The sequence below is a fragment of the Sphingomonas sp. HITSZ_GF genome (genome assembly GCF_029543155.1).
In the GTDB taxonomy this organism is placed as follows: Bacteria; Pseudomonadota; Alphaproteobacteria; order Sphingomonadales; family Sphingomonadaceae; genus Sphingomonas.
This window is the reverse complement of the sequence record NZ_JARQXA010000002.1, coordinates 584,222-600,174: the sequence shown is the minus strand read 5'-3', so window position 1 is coordinate 600,174 and position 15,953 is coordinate 584,222. Positions and strand designations below refer to the sequence as shown.

Below are 15,953 nucleotides of genomic sequence, written 5' to 3'. Positions count from 1 at the left end.
ATTTCAGCTGCCTTCGGCGAAGCCCGGCAGGCGGGCACGGCCGGGCTCGATCGCGATCGCCTGGATCGGCGGCTGCTTGTCGTCGACCTTGACGCTGATCCGGCCGCCGGGAGGAGCATCGTTCATCGCAATGCCCTGGCGCGAGATCGAGAAGCCTTCGGAGCCGGCCTCCACCGTGACGGCGTCGCCGCGCTTGATCACCGGCTCGACCTTCACCGGCACGGCAGGGCGGACGACGACATTGGCCGGCATCGGCGCCGCCGGCACCGCCTTGGGCCGCGGCACCGCGGCGACGGGCACGAAGATCTTCCACGTCGGCGCCATGCAGCGGATCACCACCGCGTCATGCGTTTCGCTGCGCCAGTCGAGCTGGGGCGCGGCGCAGGCGGCGAGCTTCAGCCGGCGGTCGATCGGGGCGATCGCCCCGCCCTGCTCGCCGACCTGCTTGCCGGTGAACTGGGTGACGACGGTGTCGAGCGCCGCGACAGACTGGAAATCCTGGGCGGCGAGGCCGAGTGCGAGAGCGAGGATCATGGCCGGTCTCCTTCGAAGCCAAGCGTGAGGACGGCGCGGCGCTGGCCGCGGCCGGTGGAAAGCACGATGCGCGACGGATCGATCGCGTGGTTGCGGATGAGTAGCGCAGCGACGGCGCGGGCGCGGTCGGCGGCGAGGATCGGGCCGCTGCCGGTAAGCGGATCGACATCGGCGGCCGTGCCGTCGACTTCGCCGGTGATCCGCAGGCGCGTGCGCGGGTCATGCGCGGCGGTGCGCGCCCATTCGAGCGCCGAGGCGGTGTCGCCGGGAAGCGCGGAGCCGGGCGCGAAGCCGGTAGCGGTGGCAAGGTCGACCGGCATCGGCGCCGGCGCGGCCTCGCTCGCGCCGAAGCCGGCGCGGATGCCCGCGGCGAGCTTGCCGGGATCGACCTGGCTCGCCTGGAGGAAGACGAAGAAGCCGACGAGCAGCAGCGACAGATCGGCCAGCGTCACCAGCCAGGGCGCGCGCGTGGGCTCGTCCTCGTCGAACACGCTCAGACGGACGGTCACGCCGCGATCTCCTTGAGCGTGCCGGTGCCGGGCTCGACGGCGGCAAGCGCGGCGAGGCCGGGCTGGAGGCGCAGGCGCTCCTGCGCTTCGTGGCGCGCGCGGCGCTTGAGCCGGGTGGCGATCGGCAGCAGCACGAGATTGGCGAGCAGCGCACCATAGAGCGTGGCGAGCAAGGCGACCGCCATCGCGCCGCCGATCGTCTGCGGATCCTTCATCGCGGCGAACATGCCGACCAGGCCGATCAGCGTGCCGACCATGCCCATCGCCGGCGCCAGCTCGGCAGCGCCCGACCATAGCTCCCAGCCGCCGCGGTGGCGCTCGAAGCGGGTGCAGCGGCGCTGCTCGAGCAGCGTCTCGACATCCCTGGGACCGGCACCGTCGACGATCGCGGCGACCGCGGCGGCGATGTCCGGGTCGGCGATCTTCGAGCGATCGAGCGCGATCACGCCGTGGCGGCGCGCGATGCGGGTGAGCGCCGCGACCTGGGCGACCAGCGGATCGCCGTCGAAGCGGCGGCGCGGCAGGGTGCCGAGTGCGGCGACGCCCCGGACGAGATCGCCCGACGCGGTGCGCAGCACAGCTCCCGCCAGCGTTCCCCCGCCGACGATGGCGAGCGCAAGCGGATCGAGGAAGGTCCCGAGCGCGGGAAGCACATTCATATCCATGCCCGCATGGGTGCAAGAGGCGGGCCAATTGCCCGTGCGAGGGCGAGCGCCCGGCAAGCCCTGCCGGACCGGCAACCGCGTGCCGACACGCCGGCAAAACCTTGCCGCCGCTTGCCGCTCCTGAGGGGAAAGGCGGTTTTTTGGCGTCTCCAGCGAAATTGGCACGGTGGTTGCTAGGAAGGTCGCGAACCTTTTGTGCGGGAGACGTGCAATGCCCAACGACAGCCTATTCGGCGTACATGGCGCAGCGCTTGCCGTGCGCTCGCAGCGCATGGGGATGCTGGCGTCGAACATCGCCAACGCATCCACCCCTGGCTACAAGGCCAAGGACATCGATTTCCGCGCCGCGCTCAACAGCGCGACCGCGACCGGCGGCTCGCTCGACTCCTCGATCGACGCCAACACGCTCTACCGCGTGCCGCTCCAGCCCTCGGCCGACGGCAACACCGTCGAGCTGGCGACCGAGCAGACCGCCTTCGCCGAAAACGCCGTCGCCTATCAGACCACGCTGTCGTTCCTGAACGGCCGCATCGGCCAGATCACGCGCGCGCTGAAGGGAGAATAAGAGATGGGCGACCAGCCGCTTTCGATCTTCCAGGTCTCCGGCCGCGCGATGAGCGCGCAGCTGGTGCGGATGAACACCACGGCCTCGAACCTCGCCAATGTCGGCACGGTCGCATCGAGCCCGGACGCTGCCTATCGCACGATCAAGCCGGTGTTCCGCACCGCCTTCGATCAGGCGAGCGGCATGTCGACCGTCGATGTCGAGCAGGTCGTCACCGCGGGCTCGGACCCCACCAAGCGCTACGATCCCGGCAACCCCATGGCCGACAAGGACGGCAATGTCTGGGAAGCCGCCGTGGATGAGACCCGGGAGCTGGTCGACATGATGGAGACCGCCCGGAACTACCAGAACAACGTCGAAGTGATGCAGACTGCCAAGCAGCTCATCGTCGACACCCTCAAGCTGGGTCGCTGAACATGAGTGATTTCGATACCACCCTCTCGAGCCTGGGGATCACCCGCTATGATGCGGGCACCACGTCGACGACGGGCACCACGCTCAACAACACCACCGACACGTCGCAGCTCGGCACCACCGACATGGACGTTTCGGACTTCCTGGCGCTGATGACGGCCCAGCTGAAGAACCAGGATCCGTTCGAGCCGGTCGACAACAGCCAGATGGTCGCCCAGATGGCGCAGTTCTCGTCGCTCTCGGGCATCACCGAGATGAGCTCGACGCTGAAGACGATCGCCAGCCAGCTGAGCACCACCTCGCTCAACGACGCGATCGGCTATGTCGGCAAGACGGTGCTGGTCGAAGGCTCGACTGCCTATCCGCGCACCTCGGGCGGCCTGGCCGGCGCAGTCGCCCTGGCCGACGACGCGACCAACGTCACCGTGACCATCAAGGACGCCGACGGCAACACGCTGAAGACGATCGAGATGGGTGCGCAGGATTCGGGCGCGGTCGCCTGGGAATGGGACGGCACCACCGACAGCGGCGAAGCCGCCGGCGACGGCCCCTTCACCGTCAGCACCATCGCAACCGACGGCACCGGCAACGTGTCGTCCGCCCCGCTCGTCTGGGCGCCCGTGAGCGCGGTCTCGATGGGATCGGACGGCAAGCCCGTCCTCTCCGTCACCGGCGTAGGCAACATCACCACCGACGCCATCTGGCAGGTCGGCTGAACCAGTTTTTCCAAGGAGTAACGGAAAATGTCCTTCTTCACCTCGCTCTCCGGCCTTCAGGCGGCTCAGACCGACATGTCGACGATCTCGCACAACCTTGCGAACGTGCAGACCAACGGCTTCAAGAAGAGCACCACGCAGTTCGCCGACGTCATCGCGTCGACCGCCAACATGAACCCGACCCAGATGGTCGGTTCGGGCGTGGTCGTGAAGGCAGTGCGCCAGCAGTTCGGCCAGGGCGGCTTCACCCAGAGCTCGTCGGCGCTCGACGTCGCGATCTCGGGCGACGGCTTCTTCATCGTCAAGGGCGACGAGAAGAGCGGCAACGGCGTTGCCTACACCCGCAACGGCAGCTTCCAGGTCGATGCCGATCGCTATGTGGTCGACGCGCAGGGCAACAAGCTGCAGGTCTATCCGGTGGACGGCTCGGGCGCGGTGGTCGCGACCGGCCTTTCCTCGACCGTCAGCCTGCGCCTACCGCAGACCAGCGGCACGCCCGAGGCGACCGAGAACGTCAAGCTCGGCCTGAACCTCAATGCCGGCTCGGCGATCCCGTCGGAAGCGGCGAAGTTCGACGATACCGAATACAAGTTCGACCGTTTCGACCCGACCACCTACAACCAGTCGGTCCAGACGACGATCTATGACGCGAACGGCAACGCGCTGACGCTGACCAACTATTTCGTCCGCGAGACCAAGCCGACCGGCGACGACGCCACCAGCACCTGGAAGGTCTATTCGTTCGTCGGCGACCAGCAGCTCAATGCCGGCGACGATCCCGACTCGATCTCGCAGTTCGAGCTCAAGTTCGACAGCACGGGCAAGCTCTCGAGCCCGACCACGCCGGTGACCTTCATGGGCTTCCTGGCGCCGGGCGCGACTTCGGAGCAGGTGATCAAGCTCGATCTGACCGCAGGCACCACCCAGGTGAGCTCGCCGTTCAGCCTGAACTCGACCACCCAGGACGGTTCGCCGGTGGGCCAGATCGAAGGCGTGACCATCGGCGACGACGGCACGGTGACCGCGAGCTTCTCGAACGGCGACACCCAGGCACTGGGCAAGGTCGTTCTCGCCAGCTTCACCAACAATGCCGGCCTGCGCCAGCTCGGCAACTCGACCTGGGCCGCAACCGGCTTCTCGGGCGATGCGCGCCTGGGCGAGCCGGGCACCAACGGGTTCGGCGGCCTGATGTCGGGCGCGATCGAGCGCTCGAACGTCGACATCACCGAAGAGCTGGTCAATCTGATCGCGGCACAGCGCAACTTCCAGGCGAATGCCAAGGCGCTCGATACCGCCAGCCAGATGTCCCAGACCATCTTCAACATCCGCAGCTGATCTGATCGGCTGAGGAGGAGCAAACCATGGACCGGCTTGTCTATACCGCGATGTCGGGGCTCAGGAGCCAGATGCAGTCGCAGGCGACGATCGCGAACAACATCGCGAACGCCTCGACCATCGGCTTCCGCGCCGAGCGCGTCAGCTTCGACCGGCTGGTCCTTCAGGGTACCGGAATGGACTCGCGCCAGTTCGCCGCGGAGGAAGTCAACGACTTCGACCGGACGAAGGGCACGATGATCCAGACCGGCAACCCGCTCGACGTTGCGGTGAACGGCGACGCCTGGATCGCGGTCCAGGCCACCGACGGCACCGAAGCCTATACGAGGCGCGGCGATCTGACGATCGCGCCCTCGGGCGTGCTGGAAACCGGCGACGGTTTCCCGGTGATGGGGTCGGGGGGCCCCATCACCGTGCCGCCCGCCGACAAGGTGACGATCTCCGAGGACGGCACCGTCTCGATCGTGCCGCGCGGCGGCGACGCGACGCAGCCGCAGGTGATCGACAAGATCAAGCTGTGCAGCACCGACGGCACGCAGACTGCCAAGGGGCTGGACAATCTCCTCCATGTGAAGGGCGGCGGCGTGCTGCCCGAGGACATGGATGCAAAGGTGACGTCGGGCTCGCTCGAGCAGTCGAACGTCAACCTCACCCAGGCGCTGGTCGACATGATCGAGAACCAGCGCGCCTACGAAGTCCAGGCGGGCCTGCTGAAGGACGCCAAGAACATGGACGAGAGCTCCGCATCGCTGATGCGGATGCCGTCCTGATAAGGAGTTAGAACCATGGGATCGGCAGCACTGCACATCGCGCGCACGGGCCTCGACGCTCAGGATACGCGCATGCGGGTCATCTCGAACAACCTGGCGAACGTGAACACCACGGCGTTCAAGAAGGACCGCGCCAGCTTCCAGACGCTCGCCTATCAGGTCGTCACCGCGCCGGGCGCCGCCTCGACCGCGGAGACCAAGTACGCGACCGGCCTCAACCTCGGCACCGGCGTGCGCGTCCAGGGGACGCAGCGCCTCGAGACCCAGGGTTCGCTCCAGACGACCGGCAACGGCCTCGACATGGCGATCGACGGCAACGGCTATTTCCAGGTGCAGCTGCCGGGCGGCGGGCTGGGCTATACCCGCGCGGGCAATTTCTCGCGCTCGGCCGAAGGCCAGCTGGTCACCTCGGAAGGCTATCAGGTGATGCCGGGCGTCACCATCCCGGAGGGCGCGATCTCGGTCACCGTCGGCACCGACGGCACCGTCTCGGCGCAGATGCCGAACCAGACCGACCTCACCCAGATCGGCCAGATCCAGATCGCCAGCTTCCCCAATCCGGCGGGCCTGCAGGCGATGGGCGACAATTACCTGATCGAGACGCCCGCGAGCGGCACCGTCGCGCTGGGCAATGCCGGCGTCGATGGCCGCGGCACGGTCCGCCAGGGCATGCTCGAAGGCTCGAACGTCAACGTCGTCGAGGAGCTGGTCGACATGATCGAGACCCAGCGCGCCTATGAGGTGAACTCGAAGATGATCTCGGCGACCGACGAGATGCTCAAATATGTCAACCAGAACATCTGAGGGCCGCGCGATGAAGTTCCTCACCGGCCTCGCCACCGGCGCGCTGATCGCCGCCGGCCTCGCCCTCACCGCCACGCCCGCCAAGGCGCAGTTCCTCGGCATCGGCAAGAAGAAGCAGAAGGAGGATTTCTCCGTGACGCTTCCCGCCGCGACGCCCGCGCCTGCGCCCGCCAATGGCAGCATCTTCCAGGCGAGCGACGGCTATGCCGCGCTCTACGAGGGCCAGCGTGCCCGCCGTGTCGGCGATCCGCTGTCGATCCTGCTGGTCGAGAAGACCGCCGCCTCCAAGTCGGCGGGCACCAAGCTCGACAGCTCGGGCGGCTTCAGCGTCGCCCCGCCGAGCACCGGCGCGCTCTCGCTGTTCAAGGAAAGCGATGCCAGCGTCAGTGGCAAGCGCAACTTCAACGGCACCGGCACCGCCGACCAGGCCAATGCGCTGTCGGGCGAGATCAGCGTCACCGTTGCCGCGGTCTATCCGAACGGCACGATGCTGGTGCAGGGCCAGAAGCGCGTGACGCTCAATCGCGGCGACGAGTTCGTCCAGATCAAGGGCATCGTGCGCGTCGCCGATATCGACGCGAACAACCGCGTGCTCTCGACGCGCGTCGCCGATGCCCGCATCGCCTATACCGGCAAGGGCGACGTCGCCCGCGCCAGCCGCCAGGGCTGGCTGAGCCGATTCTTCTCCGTGATCAGCCCCTTCTAAGAGCCGGAGCCAGAGCCATGATCCGCCGCTTCCTCGCCCTCGCCGCCCTGGCGCTCGCTGCCGCCACCCCGGCGCAGGCCCAGCGCGTGAAGGACCTGGGCAATTTCCAGGGCATCCGCACCAACCAGCTCACGGGCTATGGCGTCGTCGTCGGCCTGCCGGGCACGGGCGACGACAATCTGGAATATACCGTCCAGTCGATGAAGGGCGTCACCTCGCGCTTCGGCCTGCAGCTGCCCTCGGGCGTCGCGCCGGGGCTGAAGAACGCCGCGGTGGTGATGATCACCGCCGAACTGCCCGCCTTCGCCAAGCCGGGCCAGAAGCTCGACATCACCGTCTCGTCGATGGGCAAGGCCAAATCCTTGCGCGGCGGCACGCTGATCCTCACCCCGCTCCAGGGCGCCGACGGCCAGATCTATGCGATGGCGCAGGGCAACCTCGCCGTGGGCGGGCTGGGTGCCGAAGGTGCCGACGGCTCGAAGATCGTGGTCAACACTCCCTCCTCGGGTCGCATCCCGGAGGGGGCCACGGTCGAGCGCGCCGTCGATACCGGCTTCGACAAGTCGCCCTTCCTCACCTTCAACCTCGCCCGTGCCGACTTCACCACGGCGCAGCGCGTGCAGGATGCGATCAACGGCCGCTTCGGCCCGGGCCGCGCCCGTGCGCTCGACGGCGTCTCGATCGCCATCCAGGTGCCCGAGGGCCGCGACGTGCGCGCCGAGCTGATGAGCGAGGTCGAGAACCTCACCGTCGAGGCTGCGGAAGCACCCGCCAAGGTGATCGTCAACGCGCGCACCGGCACGGTGGTGATCAACTCCGCCGTCCGTGTCAGCCCGGCCGCGGTAACACATGGTAAACTGACCGTTCGTATTGATGAGAACCAGCGCACCAGCCAGCCCGCGCCGTTCAGCAAGGGCGAGACCCGCACCGAGCAGCACAGCACGGTGGGCATCGAGGAGGAGAAGCACCCGATGTTCCTGATGGAAGCGGGCCCGAAGCTTTCGGACATCGTCAAGGCGGTGAACGCGATCGGCGCGTCGCCGGCGGATCTCGTCGCGATCCTCGAAGCGCTGAAGGAAGCCGGTGCGCTCAAGGCGGAGCTGATCATCCTGTGACCGATCCCATCGCCCTTTCCACCAGCCCGTCGGGCGGCGTGTCGACCGACACGTCGCGCCTCGCGTCCAAGGAGAATCTCGAAGCCGCCGGCCAGCGCTTCGAGGCGGTCTTCACGGGCATGATGCTCAAGTCGATGCGCCAGGCGAAGCTTGGCGACGGCCTGTTCGACAGCAAGGGCGAGGACCAGTTCCGCGACATGCAGGACCAGCAGCTCGCCCAGAGCATGGCCGTGCATGCCCCGATCGGCATCGGCAAGGCGATGACCGCATTCCTGGCCAAGGGCATGAAGACCGAGACCGCCCCCGCTGCCGACACTGCGCCGGCGGCGACTGATGGAGGCACCGTCAAATGACCGATCTCCTTTCGATCGGCGCGAGCGGCGCGCGGGCCTATCAGTCCGCGCTCGCCACCACGTCCGACAATATCGCCAATGCTGCGACCGCGGGCTATTCGCGCCGCGTCGCCACCGTGCGCGAAGTCGTCGCGATCGGCGGCAACACCAGCGCGACCACGTCGGGCCTGGGCGCCAATGTGGGCGGCGTCGTCCGCTCGGCCGACCAGTTCCGCGCCGCCGAAGTGCGCACCGCCAGCTCGGATCTCGCCCGCTCGATGACCGGCGCGACCTGGCTCGGGCGGATCGACACCAGCCTGACGCAGAACCAGCTCGGCACCCAGCTGACCGCCTTCTTCACCTCGGCCAAGGCCGTGGCGGCAGACCCGACTGCGCTGCCGGCGCGCGCGACGATGCTCGAGAACGCCAATGGCGTCGCCGCCGCCTTCACCGCGACGGGCAAGGCGCTCGACAGCGCGATGACCGATCTCAAGGCCTCGGCCGATACCGCGGTGACGCAGCTCAACAACCTGTCGGCCAGCCTCGCCAAGGTGAATGCCGGCCTCGCCCGCGCCGATGAAGGCACGGCAGGCCAGGCGGCGCTGCTCGACCAGCGCGACCAGATGCTCGAGCAGATGAGCGCGCTCACCGACGTCACCGTGAGCTTCGACAGCTATGGCCGCGCCACCGTCCAGGCCGGCAGCGCCAGTGGCCCGACGCTGGTCGAGGGCGCGAACGCCGCGATCGTGCTGGTGCAGAGCAACGACGAGGGCGCCTTCTCCTTCTCGGTGCGCCAGGCCACCGGCGCGGTCCAGTCGATGTCGCCCAATGGCGGCGCGATGGCCGGCATCGCCGAGAGCGGCGCCCGCATTGCCGCGGCCCGCGACGATATCAGCCAGATGGCGCAGCAGTTCGCAGAGGGCGTCAACGCGGTCCAGGCCGCGGGCGACGACCTGCAGGGCAATGCCGGCCAGCCGATCTTCACGGTGGGCGATCCCGCCTATCAGCTGAGCATCGCGATGACCGATCCGCGCGGCATCGCCGCCGCTGCGACCGGCGGCGGCACGCGCGACAACAGCAATCTCGCCGGGCTCGACACGCTGCGCACCAGCGGCAATTTCGAGCAGGGCGTGACCGATCTCACCGCGGCCAACGGCGCTGCGCTCGCCGGCCGCAACAGCATCGTCGACGCGCAGACCTCGATCCGCGACTCCGCGGTCTCGGCACGCGATTCGGTGAGCGGCGTCAATGTCGATGAGGAGGCGGTCGATCTGATGCGCTTCCAGCAAGCCTATCAGGCCTCGGCCCGCGTGATCCAGGTCGCGCGCGAGACGCTCCAGTCCATCCTCGATATCAGGTAAGCGATCATGCGTATCTCCACTTCGCAGATGTACAGCCAGTCGACGTCGCTGATGACCAAGCTGACGGCACAGGCCGACAAGGCGCAGACCCAGATCGCCACGACCAAGCTGGGCGTGACCGCGGTCACCGATGCCGCCGCCTATGTGAAGCTGCAGCAGATCACCCAGGCGACCACCGCCGATGCGACCTACAAGTCGAACATCAACGTCGCGTCGAGCGTGCTCGCCCAGACCGACCAGACGCTGGAAAGCGTCGAGACGCAGCTTCAGCGCGCGCTCGAGCTCGCCACCCGCGCCGCCAACGACACGCTTTCGGATTCGGACCGGGCCGCGATCGGCGAGGAACTGAGCGCGATCCGCGACACACTCTACGGCTTGGCCAACACCAAGGACGACATCCGCGGCCAGCCGCTGTTCGGCGGCGTGACCGGCGACAGCGCCTATGTGAAGAACGACGACGGCTCGATCAGCTTCGCCGGCACCGGCGAGCCTTCGGCCATCCCGGTCGCGGACGGCGAGAGCATCCAGCCCTCGATCAGCGGGCAGCGCGTATTCACCACCGACCAGGCCGACATGTTCGCGATCATCGGCGATCTCGCCGATGCGCTGAAATCGGGCACCGACGTGAAGGCCGCCGCCGGCACTGCGCTGACCGGGATCAACGCCTCGCTCGACCAGGTCACGCTGGCCCGCGCCACGATCGGCGCGCGCGGCGCGCGGCTCGATCTCAAGTCCGAACAGATGACGGCGGTAGCCGAGACGCGCGAGACGATGCGCTCGGGCATCGAGGATACCGACATCGCCAGCGCGACGATCGAGCTGCAAAAGGCACTGACCGTGCTGTCGGCGACCCAGTCGACCTTCACCAAGCTGACCAGCCTCTCGCTGTTCAACTATCTGAAATAAGCTTTTGCACGGCCCGGATTTTCCGCCGCGCCAGCCAAAGGGGCGGCGCGGCTAGGCCGCTTTTGCGCGAAACCCAAGCAAAATACGCAAATTTATTCGCCGCGGTAACGAATTAACCATGATTTTCGACTGAAGATCACGGCGAAACGGTCGTTAACCGAGACGACAAATCGGGGGTTTCGCGCACATGTTTCCGGCAATCGGCCTGGTCATCCTGCTGGCAATGGTCTTCGGTGGTTTCGCGATCACCGGCGGCGCGCTCGGCCCCGTGCTCGAAGCGATCCCGCACGAAATGCTGATCATCGGCGGCGCCGCGATGGGCGCGCTCGTCATCGGCAATTCGATGAAGGAGCTGAAGGCGCTCGGCGGCGGCCTGGCCAAGGTGCTGAAGGGCCCGAAGTACAAGAAGCAGGACTATCTCGACACGATCTTCCTGGTTTCGAAGCTGATGAAGATGCTGCGGACCGAGGGCCCGATCGCGCTCGAGCCCCACGTCGAGGATCCCAAATCCTCAGCGATCTTCTCCGAATATCCGCGCCTGCTCGCCGATCACACGCTGATCAACCTGATCACCGACACGCTGCGCCTCGTCGTCGTCTCGTCGGGCACGCTCGACGTGCACGCGGTCGAGGAAGTGATGGATAACTCGATCAAGACGCACCACCACGAGGTGCAGGGCCCGCAGACGACGCTCCAGTCGCTCGGCGACGCACTGCCGGCGCTCGGCATCGTCGCCGCGGTGCTCGGCGTGGTGAAGACGATGGGCTCGATCGACAAGCCGCCCAGCATCCTGGGCGCGATGATCGGCTCGGCGCTGGTCGGCACCTTCATGGGCGTGCTTCTGGCCTATGGCATCGTCGCACCGCTCGCCGGCCGCCTCCAGCAGGTGATCGATGCCGATTCGGCGATCTACCACGTGGTCAAGCAGATCATCATCGCCTCGCTCCACGGCCATCCGCAGCCGTTGGTGATCGAGGCCGCCCGCTCCAGCATCGCGCACGCCAACCAGCCGGGCTTCGGCGAAGTGTTCGACGGGCTGCGCGGTCGCTAAGCCATGGCCGCTCCGCGCGCACCCCACGGAAACCAGCTCCAGCCGAAGATCATCGTCAAGAAGATCATCGTCGAGGGGCATGGCGGCCATCACGGCGGCGCCTGGAAGGTCGCCTATGCCGACTTCGTGACCGCGATGATGGCGTTCTTCCTGCTGCTCTGGATCCTGGGCGCCACCACCGAGAAGCAGCGCAAGGCGCTGGCCGATTATTTCGCGCCGACGCTGGTCGAGCTCAAGCAGAACAGCGCCGGCTCGAACGGGCTGTTCGGCGGCGAAGCAATCAACCAGCGCGACAATTATCCGGGCAAGGCGTCGCAGACCGGCACCAAGTCGCTGACCGTGCCCGTGGGCGGCAGCGGCGGCAAGGATGTCGGCACCGGCGCCAAGGGCACGCTGAAGGACCAGCGCGCGCTGACCCAGCAGGACCAGAAGAATTTCGACGAGACGGTGAAGCGGATCCGCCAGCGCATGCAGATGACGCCGGCGCTGTCCAAGCTCGCCAACCATATCCGCTTCGTGCCGACGCGCGACGGGATGCGGATCGATCTGATCGACGACGCCAATTATTCGATGTTCAACCTGGGCACCACTGCGCTGGTGCCCGAGGCGAGCGCGCTGATCGGCACGATCGCGGATTCGATCAAGAGCATGGAAAACCCGATCATGATCCGCGGCCATACGGACAGTCTCGGCTATGGCGATCCGCTGGCGATGAACAACTGGATGCTCTCCAGCGGCCGCGCCGAAGCGACGCGCCGGCGCCTGCTTGGCGGCGGCGTGACCGAGATGCGCTTCGAGCGGATCGAGGGCGTGGCTGACCGCGAGCCGCTGATCGCCGGGAATCCCGCCGATCCACGCAACCGCCGCGTCTCGATCACCCTGCTCTATCGCCGGATCATGGACCAGGACCAGCAGGGCCGCTTCCGCCCCGGCCTGCGCGCCAGCCGCGAGGGCGGATCGCCGCTCGATCACTGACCAATCCCGTTCCCCGGCGAAAGCCGGGGAACCCAGCCTCAGAAGAACTGCTTGCGGAAGGTGAGCTTCACCGTGCGACCCACCGGATCGCGCAGATTGGGCAGATAAGCGGCCGGGGTCAGGCCGTTCTCGTCGGTCACCCGCTGGCGGGCGTTGAAGACATTGTCGACGCGCAGCTGGACCCGCGACCCGCGGAACCAGGGGTGCTTGAGCAGGAAGTCGATGTCCTGGCCGGGATTGAACTCGGCGAGCATGCCCAGCTTGGCAAGGCTGCCGAAATGGAGCTGGCTGGTGTTGCCCGGCGTACCCGTCGTCGTCCTGGTGCCCGCCGTCCAATTGCCGTTGAGCTGGAACAGCAGCGCATCGCGCTTGATCCCGGCGATCACGTCGACCCGGTGCGAAGCGATCGTCTGCGCGCTTGAGCCGTCGAGCCGGTCGATCACCGGCAGGCCGGGCCGGATCATCACTTCGTCCTTCAACACCCAGGTGTGATAGGCGCTGAAGATCAGGCGGTTACCGCCGCCGCCAAAGCCGCCACGACCGCCGCCGCCAAAGCCGCGACCGCCGCCACCGGGGCCGAAGCCGCCGCCGCCCGGCCCCTGGCCGCCGGCAGGCGCGCTGCCCTGGGCCGGCGCATTTTCGGTGACGCGGGCCTGGCCGGTATCCTGGGTGGTGCTGGTGCCCTGCGACTGGTTCTGCTGGCCCTGGCCCTGCTGACCCTGGCCTTCCTGCCGCTGGCCCTGGCGCGGGCCGCCGAACTGGCTGCTCAGCGTGCCGCCGAACAGGCTCTGCTGCTGGCCGAGCTTGCGCATCTGCTCGAACATCGCGGTCATTTCCGCCGGCATCGGCTGGCCGGTGCGGCGCGATTCCTCGCGCGCCTTCTGGAAGGCCTCGCGGCGCTCGCGCATCCGCGTCGCCTGGGGCGAGGAGATCGGCAGGAACAGGTTGAAGCCCCAGCGCAGTTCCTGATGCTCGGTGCGATCGTAATTGACCGGGCGATAATCGACGCTGACCAGCTCCCCCGCGCCGTTGCGGACGAAGCGATCGGGGAATGCCGCCTCGACTTCGGCCGAGGCGCCCGGGAAGGCCTGCACCGCGTTGCGGAAGCGCGTGTTGGTATAGTTCACCACGATGCCGAGATTGGTCTCGCTCAGCGGGCGGATGTTGAGCCCGGCACGGAACACCTTGCGGCTGTCCGCCACCAGCGCGGCATTGCCGCCGGTGATCTGGGTGATGTTGACGCTCTCGCCGCGGACATAGTCATAGACCGGCACATTGGGCGTGATCAGCGTGGGATTGCCGAGCTGGCCCGGCGCCGGCGCATTGCTGTCGTCGATGAAGCTGACGATCGCCTGGACCTGGGTGATCGGCGACCAGTTGAAGCCATAGCCGGTGGTGGTCAGCCGGCCGAAATCGGAAAGCTGTTCGACTTCGAAATTGGCGTTGACCGAAAGATCGCCGATCGCGTCGAGAAAGGCGCGGCGGCGGCTGGTGATCGGCACGGTGACGTTGCCGCGCACGCTGCCGGTATCGCGCGAGATCGTGCTGCCGGTGACGACCCCGAGCCGCGACGAGGTGCTCGACAGGTCGTTGGTCCGGCCCGCGATGCGCAGGCTGGCAGTCATGTCGCCCGCCGGCAGCTTGGCGACCGCGCCGCTGGTGAGGAACTCGACATTGCCGACCTTGGCGGTCGATTCGGTCCAGCTGTCCGGCCGGTTGCCGAGCAGATTGTAGGGCACCGGGCCGAACGGATTGAAATTGGGATCGCGCGCGTCGAGCAGCGCCTGGATCTGGCTGGGGTCGAAGCTGACCGTCGTCGTCGAATCGCTGCCGGTCTGCTGGTAATTGGCGTTCACCGACCAGCGCCAGCTCTTGATCCACGGCGCGCTGTCGCCGTTGATCGTCACTTCGCCGCGCAGCGACTGGCTGCCATTGCCGCGCGAGAGCGGGTTGAGATTGTCGTAGTAGCGCAGCAGCTGGACGTCGCGGCTGAACGGCGACCAGGGATTGCCGGCGGGCAGCCGCAGCGTCGCGCTCGGCAGGCCGAGCAGCGATTCGCTTTCGGTGACGTCGAGGTTGATCGTCGCGGTGGCGGTGACCTTGGGCGAGAGCGCGCGGTTGTAGATGCCGCTCACCGCCAGGTTCTTCGCCGGACCCACCAGCGTGCGATAGGGAGTCAGGTCGGTGACGTTGGGATCATTGGCATTGGCGGCATAGGCGCTAAGCGCCTGCGGGCCGCCGGTGGCGCCGATCGGCACGCCCGCCACCGTCACCGGGGTGCCGGCCAGCGCGCTGAGCGCCGGATCGATCTCGGCACCGGCATAGCCGGTGATGTTGCCCACCGTGTCGAACAGCGACGTCGCCGCGCGCGTCACGCCGCGCTCGCTCTCGAGGATCCCCGAATTCTGGTTGTACTTCACATCCAGCGTGATCCGGCCGTTGCGGTTCAGCTTGAGGATGTTGACGTTGGCGTTCTGGGTCGAATTGCCGCCGCCGGTGGGCATCGTGCCCTCGAGCACGGTGGTTACTGCCTGGAAGCGGCTGCGCAGTACGAAGTTGATCACCTTCTGCGTGGCGCCATAGCCATATTGCAGCGCGACCTCCTCGGGCAGGATGTCGATCCGCTCGATCGCCTCGGTCGGAAGGTCGCGCACTTCGTTCATGCTCGAACGGCGGCCGCTGATCAGGATCACCGGCTGTTCGTCGCCCCGGCCCGAGCTGCTGCCGAGCTGCGCCTGGAGCGTGGTGAGCAGCTCGGCGACGTTTGAAGCGCCATAGGCGCGGATATCGGCCGGATTGAGCTGCACTTCGGGCTTCACATCGGTCTTCACCGCGCCGGGCAGCACGCCGTTGACGACGATCGCGCCCCCTTCATCGCCGAAATCGTCCGCGACGGGCGCGGACTGGGCCGGATGGCTCGGCTGCGGCGCAGGCGTGGGGCTGGGCGTGGGCGCCGTCTGCGGCTGCGTCTGGGCCAGCGCCGCACCCGGCATGGCACCGACCAGCAATCCGGCAATCGCAGATCCCAGCATCAACTTCGAACGCATCGAATTCCCACCCTCTTCCGTAAACCCCGCGGCGCAGTGACACCGCCACCATGAATGATGGGTGGCTAACCGAGACATGTCGCAGAAATGTACCGGGGTTCCGAAAAAATTGCGGCGCCGCGGCATTTCGCCGGGCGCCTGCATTTTT

General features: G+C 67.4%; 17 protein-coding genes. 13 read left to right on the top strand and 4 right to left on the bottom strand.

Translation table 11 applies throughout. The annotated features are described in order from the left end of the window. Positions 1-3 precede the first annotated feature (3 nt). Genes P6144_RS08750 through P6144_RS08740 form a run of 3 tightly spaced genes read right to left on the bottom strand, consistent with a single transcriptional unit; the run spans position 4 to position 1,702 of the window. Positions 4-534: a flagella basal body P-ring formation protein FlgA gene (locus P6144_RS08750; RefSeq protein WP_277767349.1), complete on the bottom strand. Its 531-nt coding sequence runs from the start codon at positions 532-534 to the stop codon at positions 4-6. Continuing rightward, positions 531-1,043 (bottom strand): flagellar motor protein MotB, encoded by a 513-nt coding sequence (locus tag P6144_RS08745; RefSeq protein WP_277767348.1) that lies wholly within the window; start codon positions 1,041-1,043, stop codon positions 531-533. Before P6144_RS08745 ends, P6144_RS08750 begins: the two co-directional genes overlap by 4 nt. Further along, positions 1,040-1,702, bottom strand: a complete 663-nt coding sequence (locus tag P6144_RS08740) for a MotA/TolQ/ExbB proton channel family protein (RefSeq protein WP_277767347.1) — start codon at positions 1,700-1,702, stop codon at positions 1,040-1,042. Before P6144_RS08740 ends, P6144_RS08745 begins: the two co-directional genes overlap by 4 nt. A 217-nt stretch (positions 1,703-1,919) precedes the next feature. On the opposite strand from P6144_RS08740, the gene flgB reads away from it, so the two are divergent. The 13 genes from flgB to P6144_RS08675 all read left to right on the top strand — a co-directional run bounded on the left by flgB (position 1,920) and on the right by P6144_RS08675 (position 12,758). After that, complete coding sequence (flgB, locus tag P6144_RS08735) at positions 1,920-2,273, top strand: flagellar basal body rod protein FlgB (RefSeq protein WP_277767346.1); 354 nt, start codon at positions 1,920-1,922, stop codon at positions 2,271-2,273. Between the two features lie 3 nt (positions 2,274-2,276). Continuing rightward, positions 2,277-2,687, top strand: coding sequence for a flagellar basal body rod protein FlgC (flgC, locus tag P6144_RS08730; RefSeq protein WP_116839620.1), 411 nt, complete (start codon positions 2,277-2,279; stop codon positions 2,685-2,687). A gap of 2 nt (positions 2,688-2,689) precedes the next feature. Next, entirely contained in the window at positions 2,690-3,403 is a 714-nt protein-coding gene (locus P6144_RS08725) for a flagellar hook capping FlgD N-terminal domain-containing protein (RefSeq protein WP_277767345.1), read from the top strand. A 27-nt stretch (positions 3,404-3,430) separates the two neighbouring features. Then, positions 3,431-4,738, top strand: a complete 1,308-nt coding sequence (locus tag P6144_RS08720) for a flagellar hook protein FlgE (protein WP_277767344.1) — start codon at positions 3,431-3,433, stop codon at positions 4,736-4,738. A gap of 26 nt (positions 4,739-4,764) precedes the next feature. Then, the gene (gene flgF, locus P6144_RS08715) at positions 4,765-5,508 is read left to right on the top strand and encodes a flagellar basal-body rod protein FlgF (protein ID WP_277767343.1); all 744 of its coding nucleotides are present in this window, start codon (positions 4,765-4,767) and stop codon (positions 5,506-5,508) included. Between the two features lie 15 nt (positions 5,509-5,523). Next, positions 5,524-6,312, top strand: coding sequence for a flagellar basal-body rod protein FlgG (gene flgG, locus P6144_RS08710; RefSeq protein ID WP_277767342.1), 789 nt, complete (start codon positions 5,524-5,526; stop codon positions 6,310-6,312). A 10-nt stretch (positions 6,313-6,322) separates the two neighbouring features. Continuing rightward, complete coding sequence (locus P6144_RS08705; protein ID WP_277767341.1) at positions 6,323-7,018, top strand: flagellar basal body L-ring protein FlgH; 696 nt, start codon at positions 6,323-6,325, stop codon at positions 7,016-7,018. A gap of 17 nt (positions 7,019-7,035) precedes the next feature. After that, entirely contained in the window at positions 7,036-8,133 is a 1,098-nt protein-coding gene (locus tag P6144_RS08700; protein WP_277767340.1) for a flagellar basal body P-ring protein FlgI, read from the top strand. After that, positions 8,130-8,486 carry a rod-binding protein gene (locus tag P6144_RS08695; protein ID WP_277767339.1) on the top strand — a complete coding sequence of 119 codons (357 nt, stop codon included), beginning with the start codon at positions 8,130-8,132 and terminating at the stop codon, positions 8,484-8,486. The genes P6144_RS08700 and P6144_RS08695 overlap by 4 nt, the downstream gene beginning before the upstream one ends. After that, positions 8,483-9,826, top strand: a complete 1,344-nt coding sequence (gene flgK / locus P6144_RS08690) for a flagellar hook-associated protein FlgK (protein WP_277767338.1) — start codon at positions 8,483-8,485, stop codon at positions 9,824-9,826. The genes P6144_RS08695 and flgK overlap by 4 nt, the downstream gene beginning before the upstream one ends. Positions 9,827-9,832: 6 nt before the next feature. Further along, positions 9,833-10,732 carry a flagellin gene (locus tag P6144_RS08685; RefSeq protein WP_277767337.1) on the top strand — a complete coding sequence of 300 codons (900 nt, stop codon included), beginning with the start codon at positions 9,833-9,835 and terminating at the stop codon, positions 10,730-10,732. Between the two features lie 187 nt (positions 10,733-10,919). Then, the gene (motA, locus tag P6144_RS08680) at positions 10,920-11,783 is read left to right on the top strand and encodes a flagellar motor stator protein MotA (protein ID WP_277767336.1); all 864 of its coding nucleotides are present in this window, start codon (positions 10,920-10,922) and stop codon (positions 11,781-11,783) included. Positions 11,784-11,786: 3 nt separating this feature from the next. Next, entirely contained in the window at positions 11,787-12,758 is a 972-nt protein-coding gene (locus P6144_RS08675) for a flagellar motor protein MotB (RefSeq protein ID WP_277767335.1), read from the top strand. 38 nt (positions 12,759-12,796) lie between these two features. Here the strand turns inward: P6144_RS08675 and P6144_RS08670 are convergent, their stop codons facing one another. After that, positions 12,797-15,805, bottom strand: a complete 3,009-nt coding sequence (locus tag P6144_RS08670; protein WP_277767334.1) for a TonB-dependent receptor — start codon at positions 15,803-15,805, stop codon at positions 12,797-12,799. Positions 15,806-15,953 lie beyond the last annotated feature (148 nt).

Excerpts from the sequence above, each read along its gene's own strand:
- P6144_RS08720 (WP_277767344.1), top strand. The coding sequence starts at position 3,431 with ATGTCCTTCTTCACCTCGCTCTCCGGCCTTCAGGCGGCTCAGACCGAC.
- P6144_RS08725 (WP_277767345.1), top strand. The coding sequence starts at position 2,690 with ATGAGTGATTTCGATACCACCCTCTCGAGCCTGGGGATCACCCGCTAT.
- flgG (WP_277767342.1), top strand. The coding sequence starts at position 5,524 with ATGGGATCGGCAGCACTGCACATCGCGCGCACGGGCCTCGACGCTCAG.
- flgC (WP_116839620.1), top strand. The coding sequence starts at position 2,277 with ATGGGCGACCAGCCGCTTTCGATCTTCCAGGTCTCCGGCCGCGCGATG.
- flgK (WP_277767338.1), top strand. The coding sequence starts at position 8,483 with ATGACCGATCTCCTTTCGATCGGCGCGAGCGGCGCGCGGGCCTATCAG.
- motA (WP_277767336.1), top strand. The coding sequence starts at position 10,920 with ATGTTTCCGGCAATCGGCCTGGTCATCCTGCTGGCAATGGTCTTCGGT.
- P6144_RS08670 (WP_277767334.1), bottom strand. The coding sequence starts at position 15,805 with ATGCGTTCGAAGTTGATGCTGGGATCTGCGATTGCCGGATTGCTGGTC.
- P6144_RS08700 (WP_277767340.1), top strand. The coding sequence starts at position 7,036 with ATGATCCGCCGCTTCCTCGCCCTCGCCGCCCTGGCGCTCGCTGCCGCC.
- P6144_RS08685 (WP_277767337.1), top strand. The coding sequence starts at position 9,833 with ATGCGTATCTCCACTTCGCAGATGTACAGCCAGTCGACGTCGCTGATG.
- P6144_RS08705 (WP_277767341.1), top strand. The coding sequence starts at position 6,323 with ATGAAGTTCCTCACCGGCCTCGCCACCGGCGCGCTGATCGCCGCCGGC.
- flgB (WP_277767346.1), top strand. The coding sequence starts at position 1,920 with ATGCCCAACGACAGCCTATTCGGCGTACATGGCGCAGCGCTTGCCGTG.
- P6144_RS08750 (WP_277767349.1), bottom strand. The coding sequence starts at position 534 with ATGATCCTCGCTCTCGCACTCGGCCTCGCCGCCCAGGATTTCCAGTCT.
- P6144_RS08740 (WP_277767347.1), bottom strand. The coding sequence starts at position 1,702 with ATGAATGTGCTTCCCGCGCTCGGGACCTTCCTCGATCCGCTTGCGCTC.
- P6144_RS08675 (WP_277767335.1), top strand. The coding sequence starts at position 11,787 with ATGGCCGCTCCGCGCGCACCCCACGGAAACCAGCTCCAGCCGAAGATC.
- flgF (WP_277767343.1), top strand. The coding sequence starts at position 4,765 with ATGGACCGGCTTGTCTATACCGCGATGTCGGGGCTCAGGAGCCAGATG.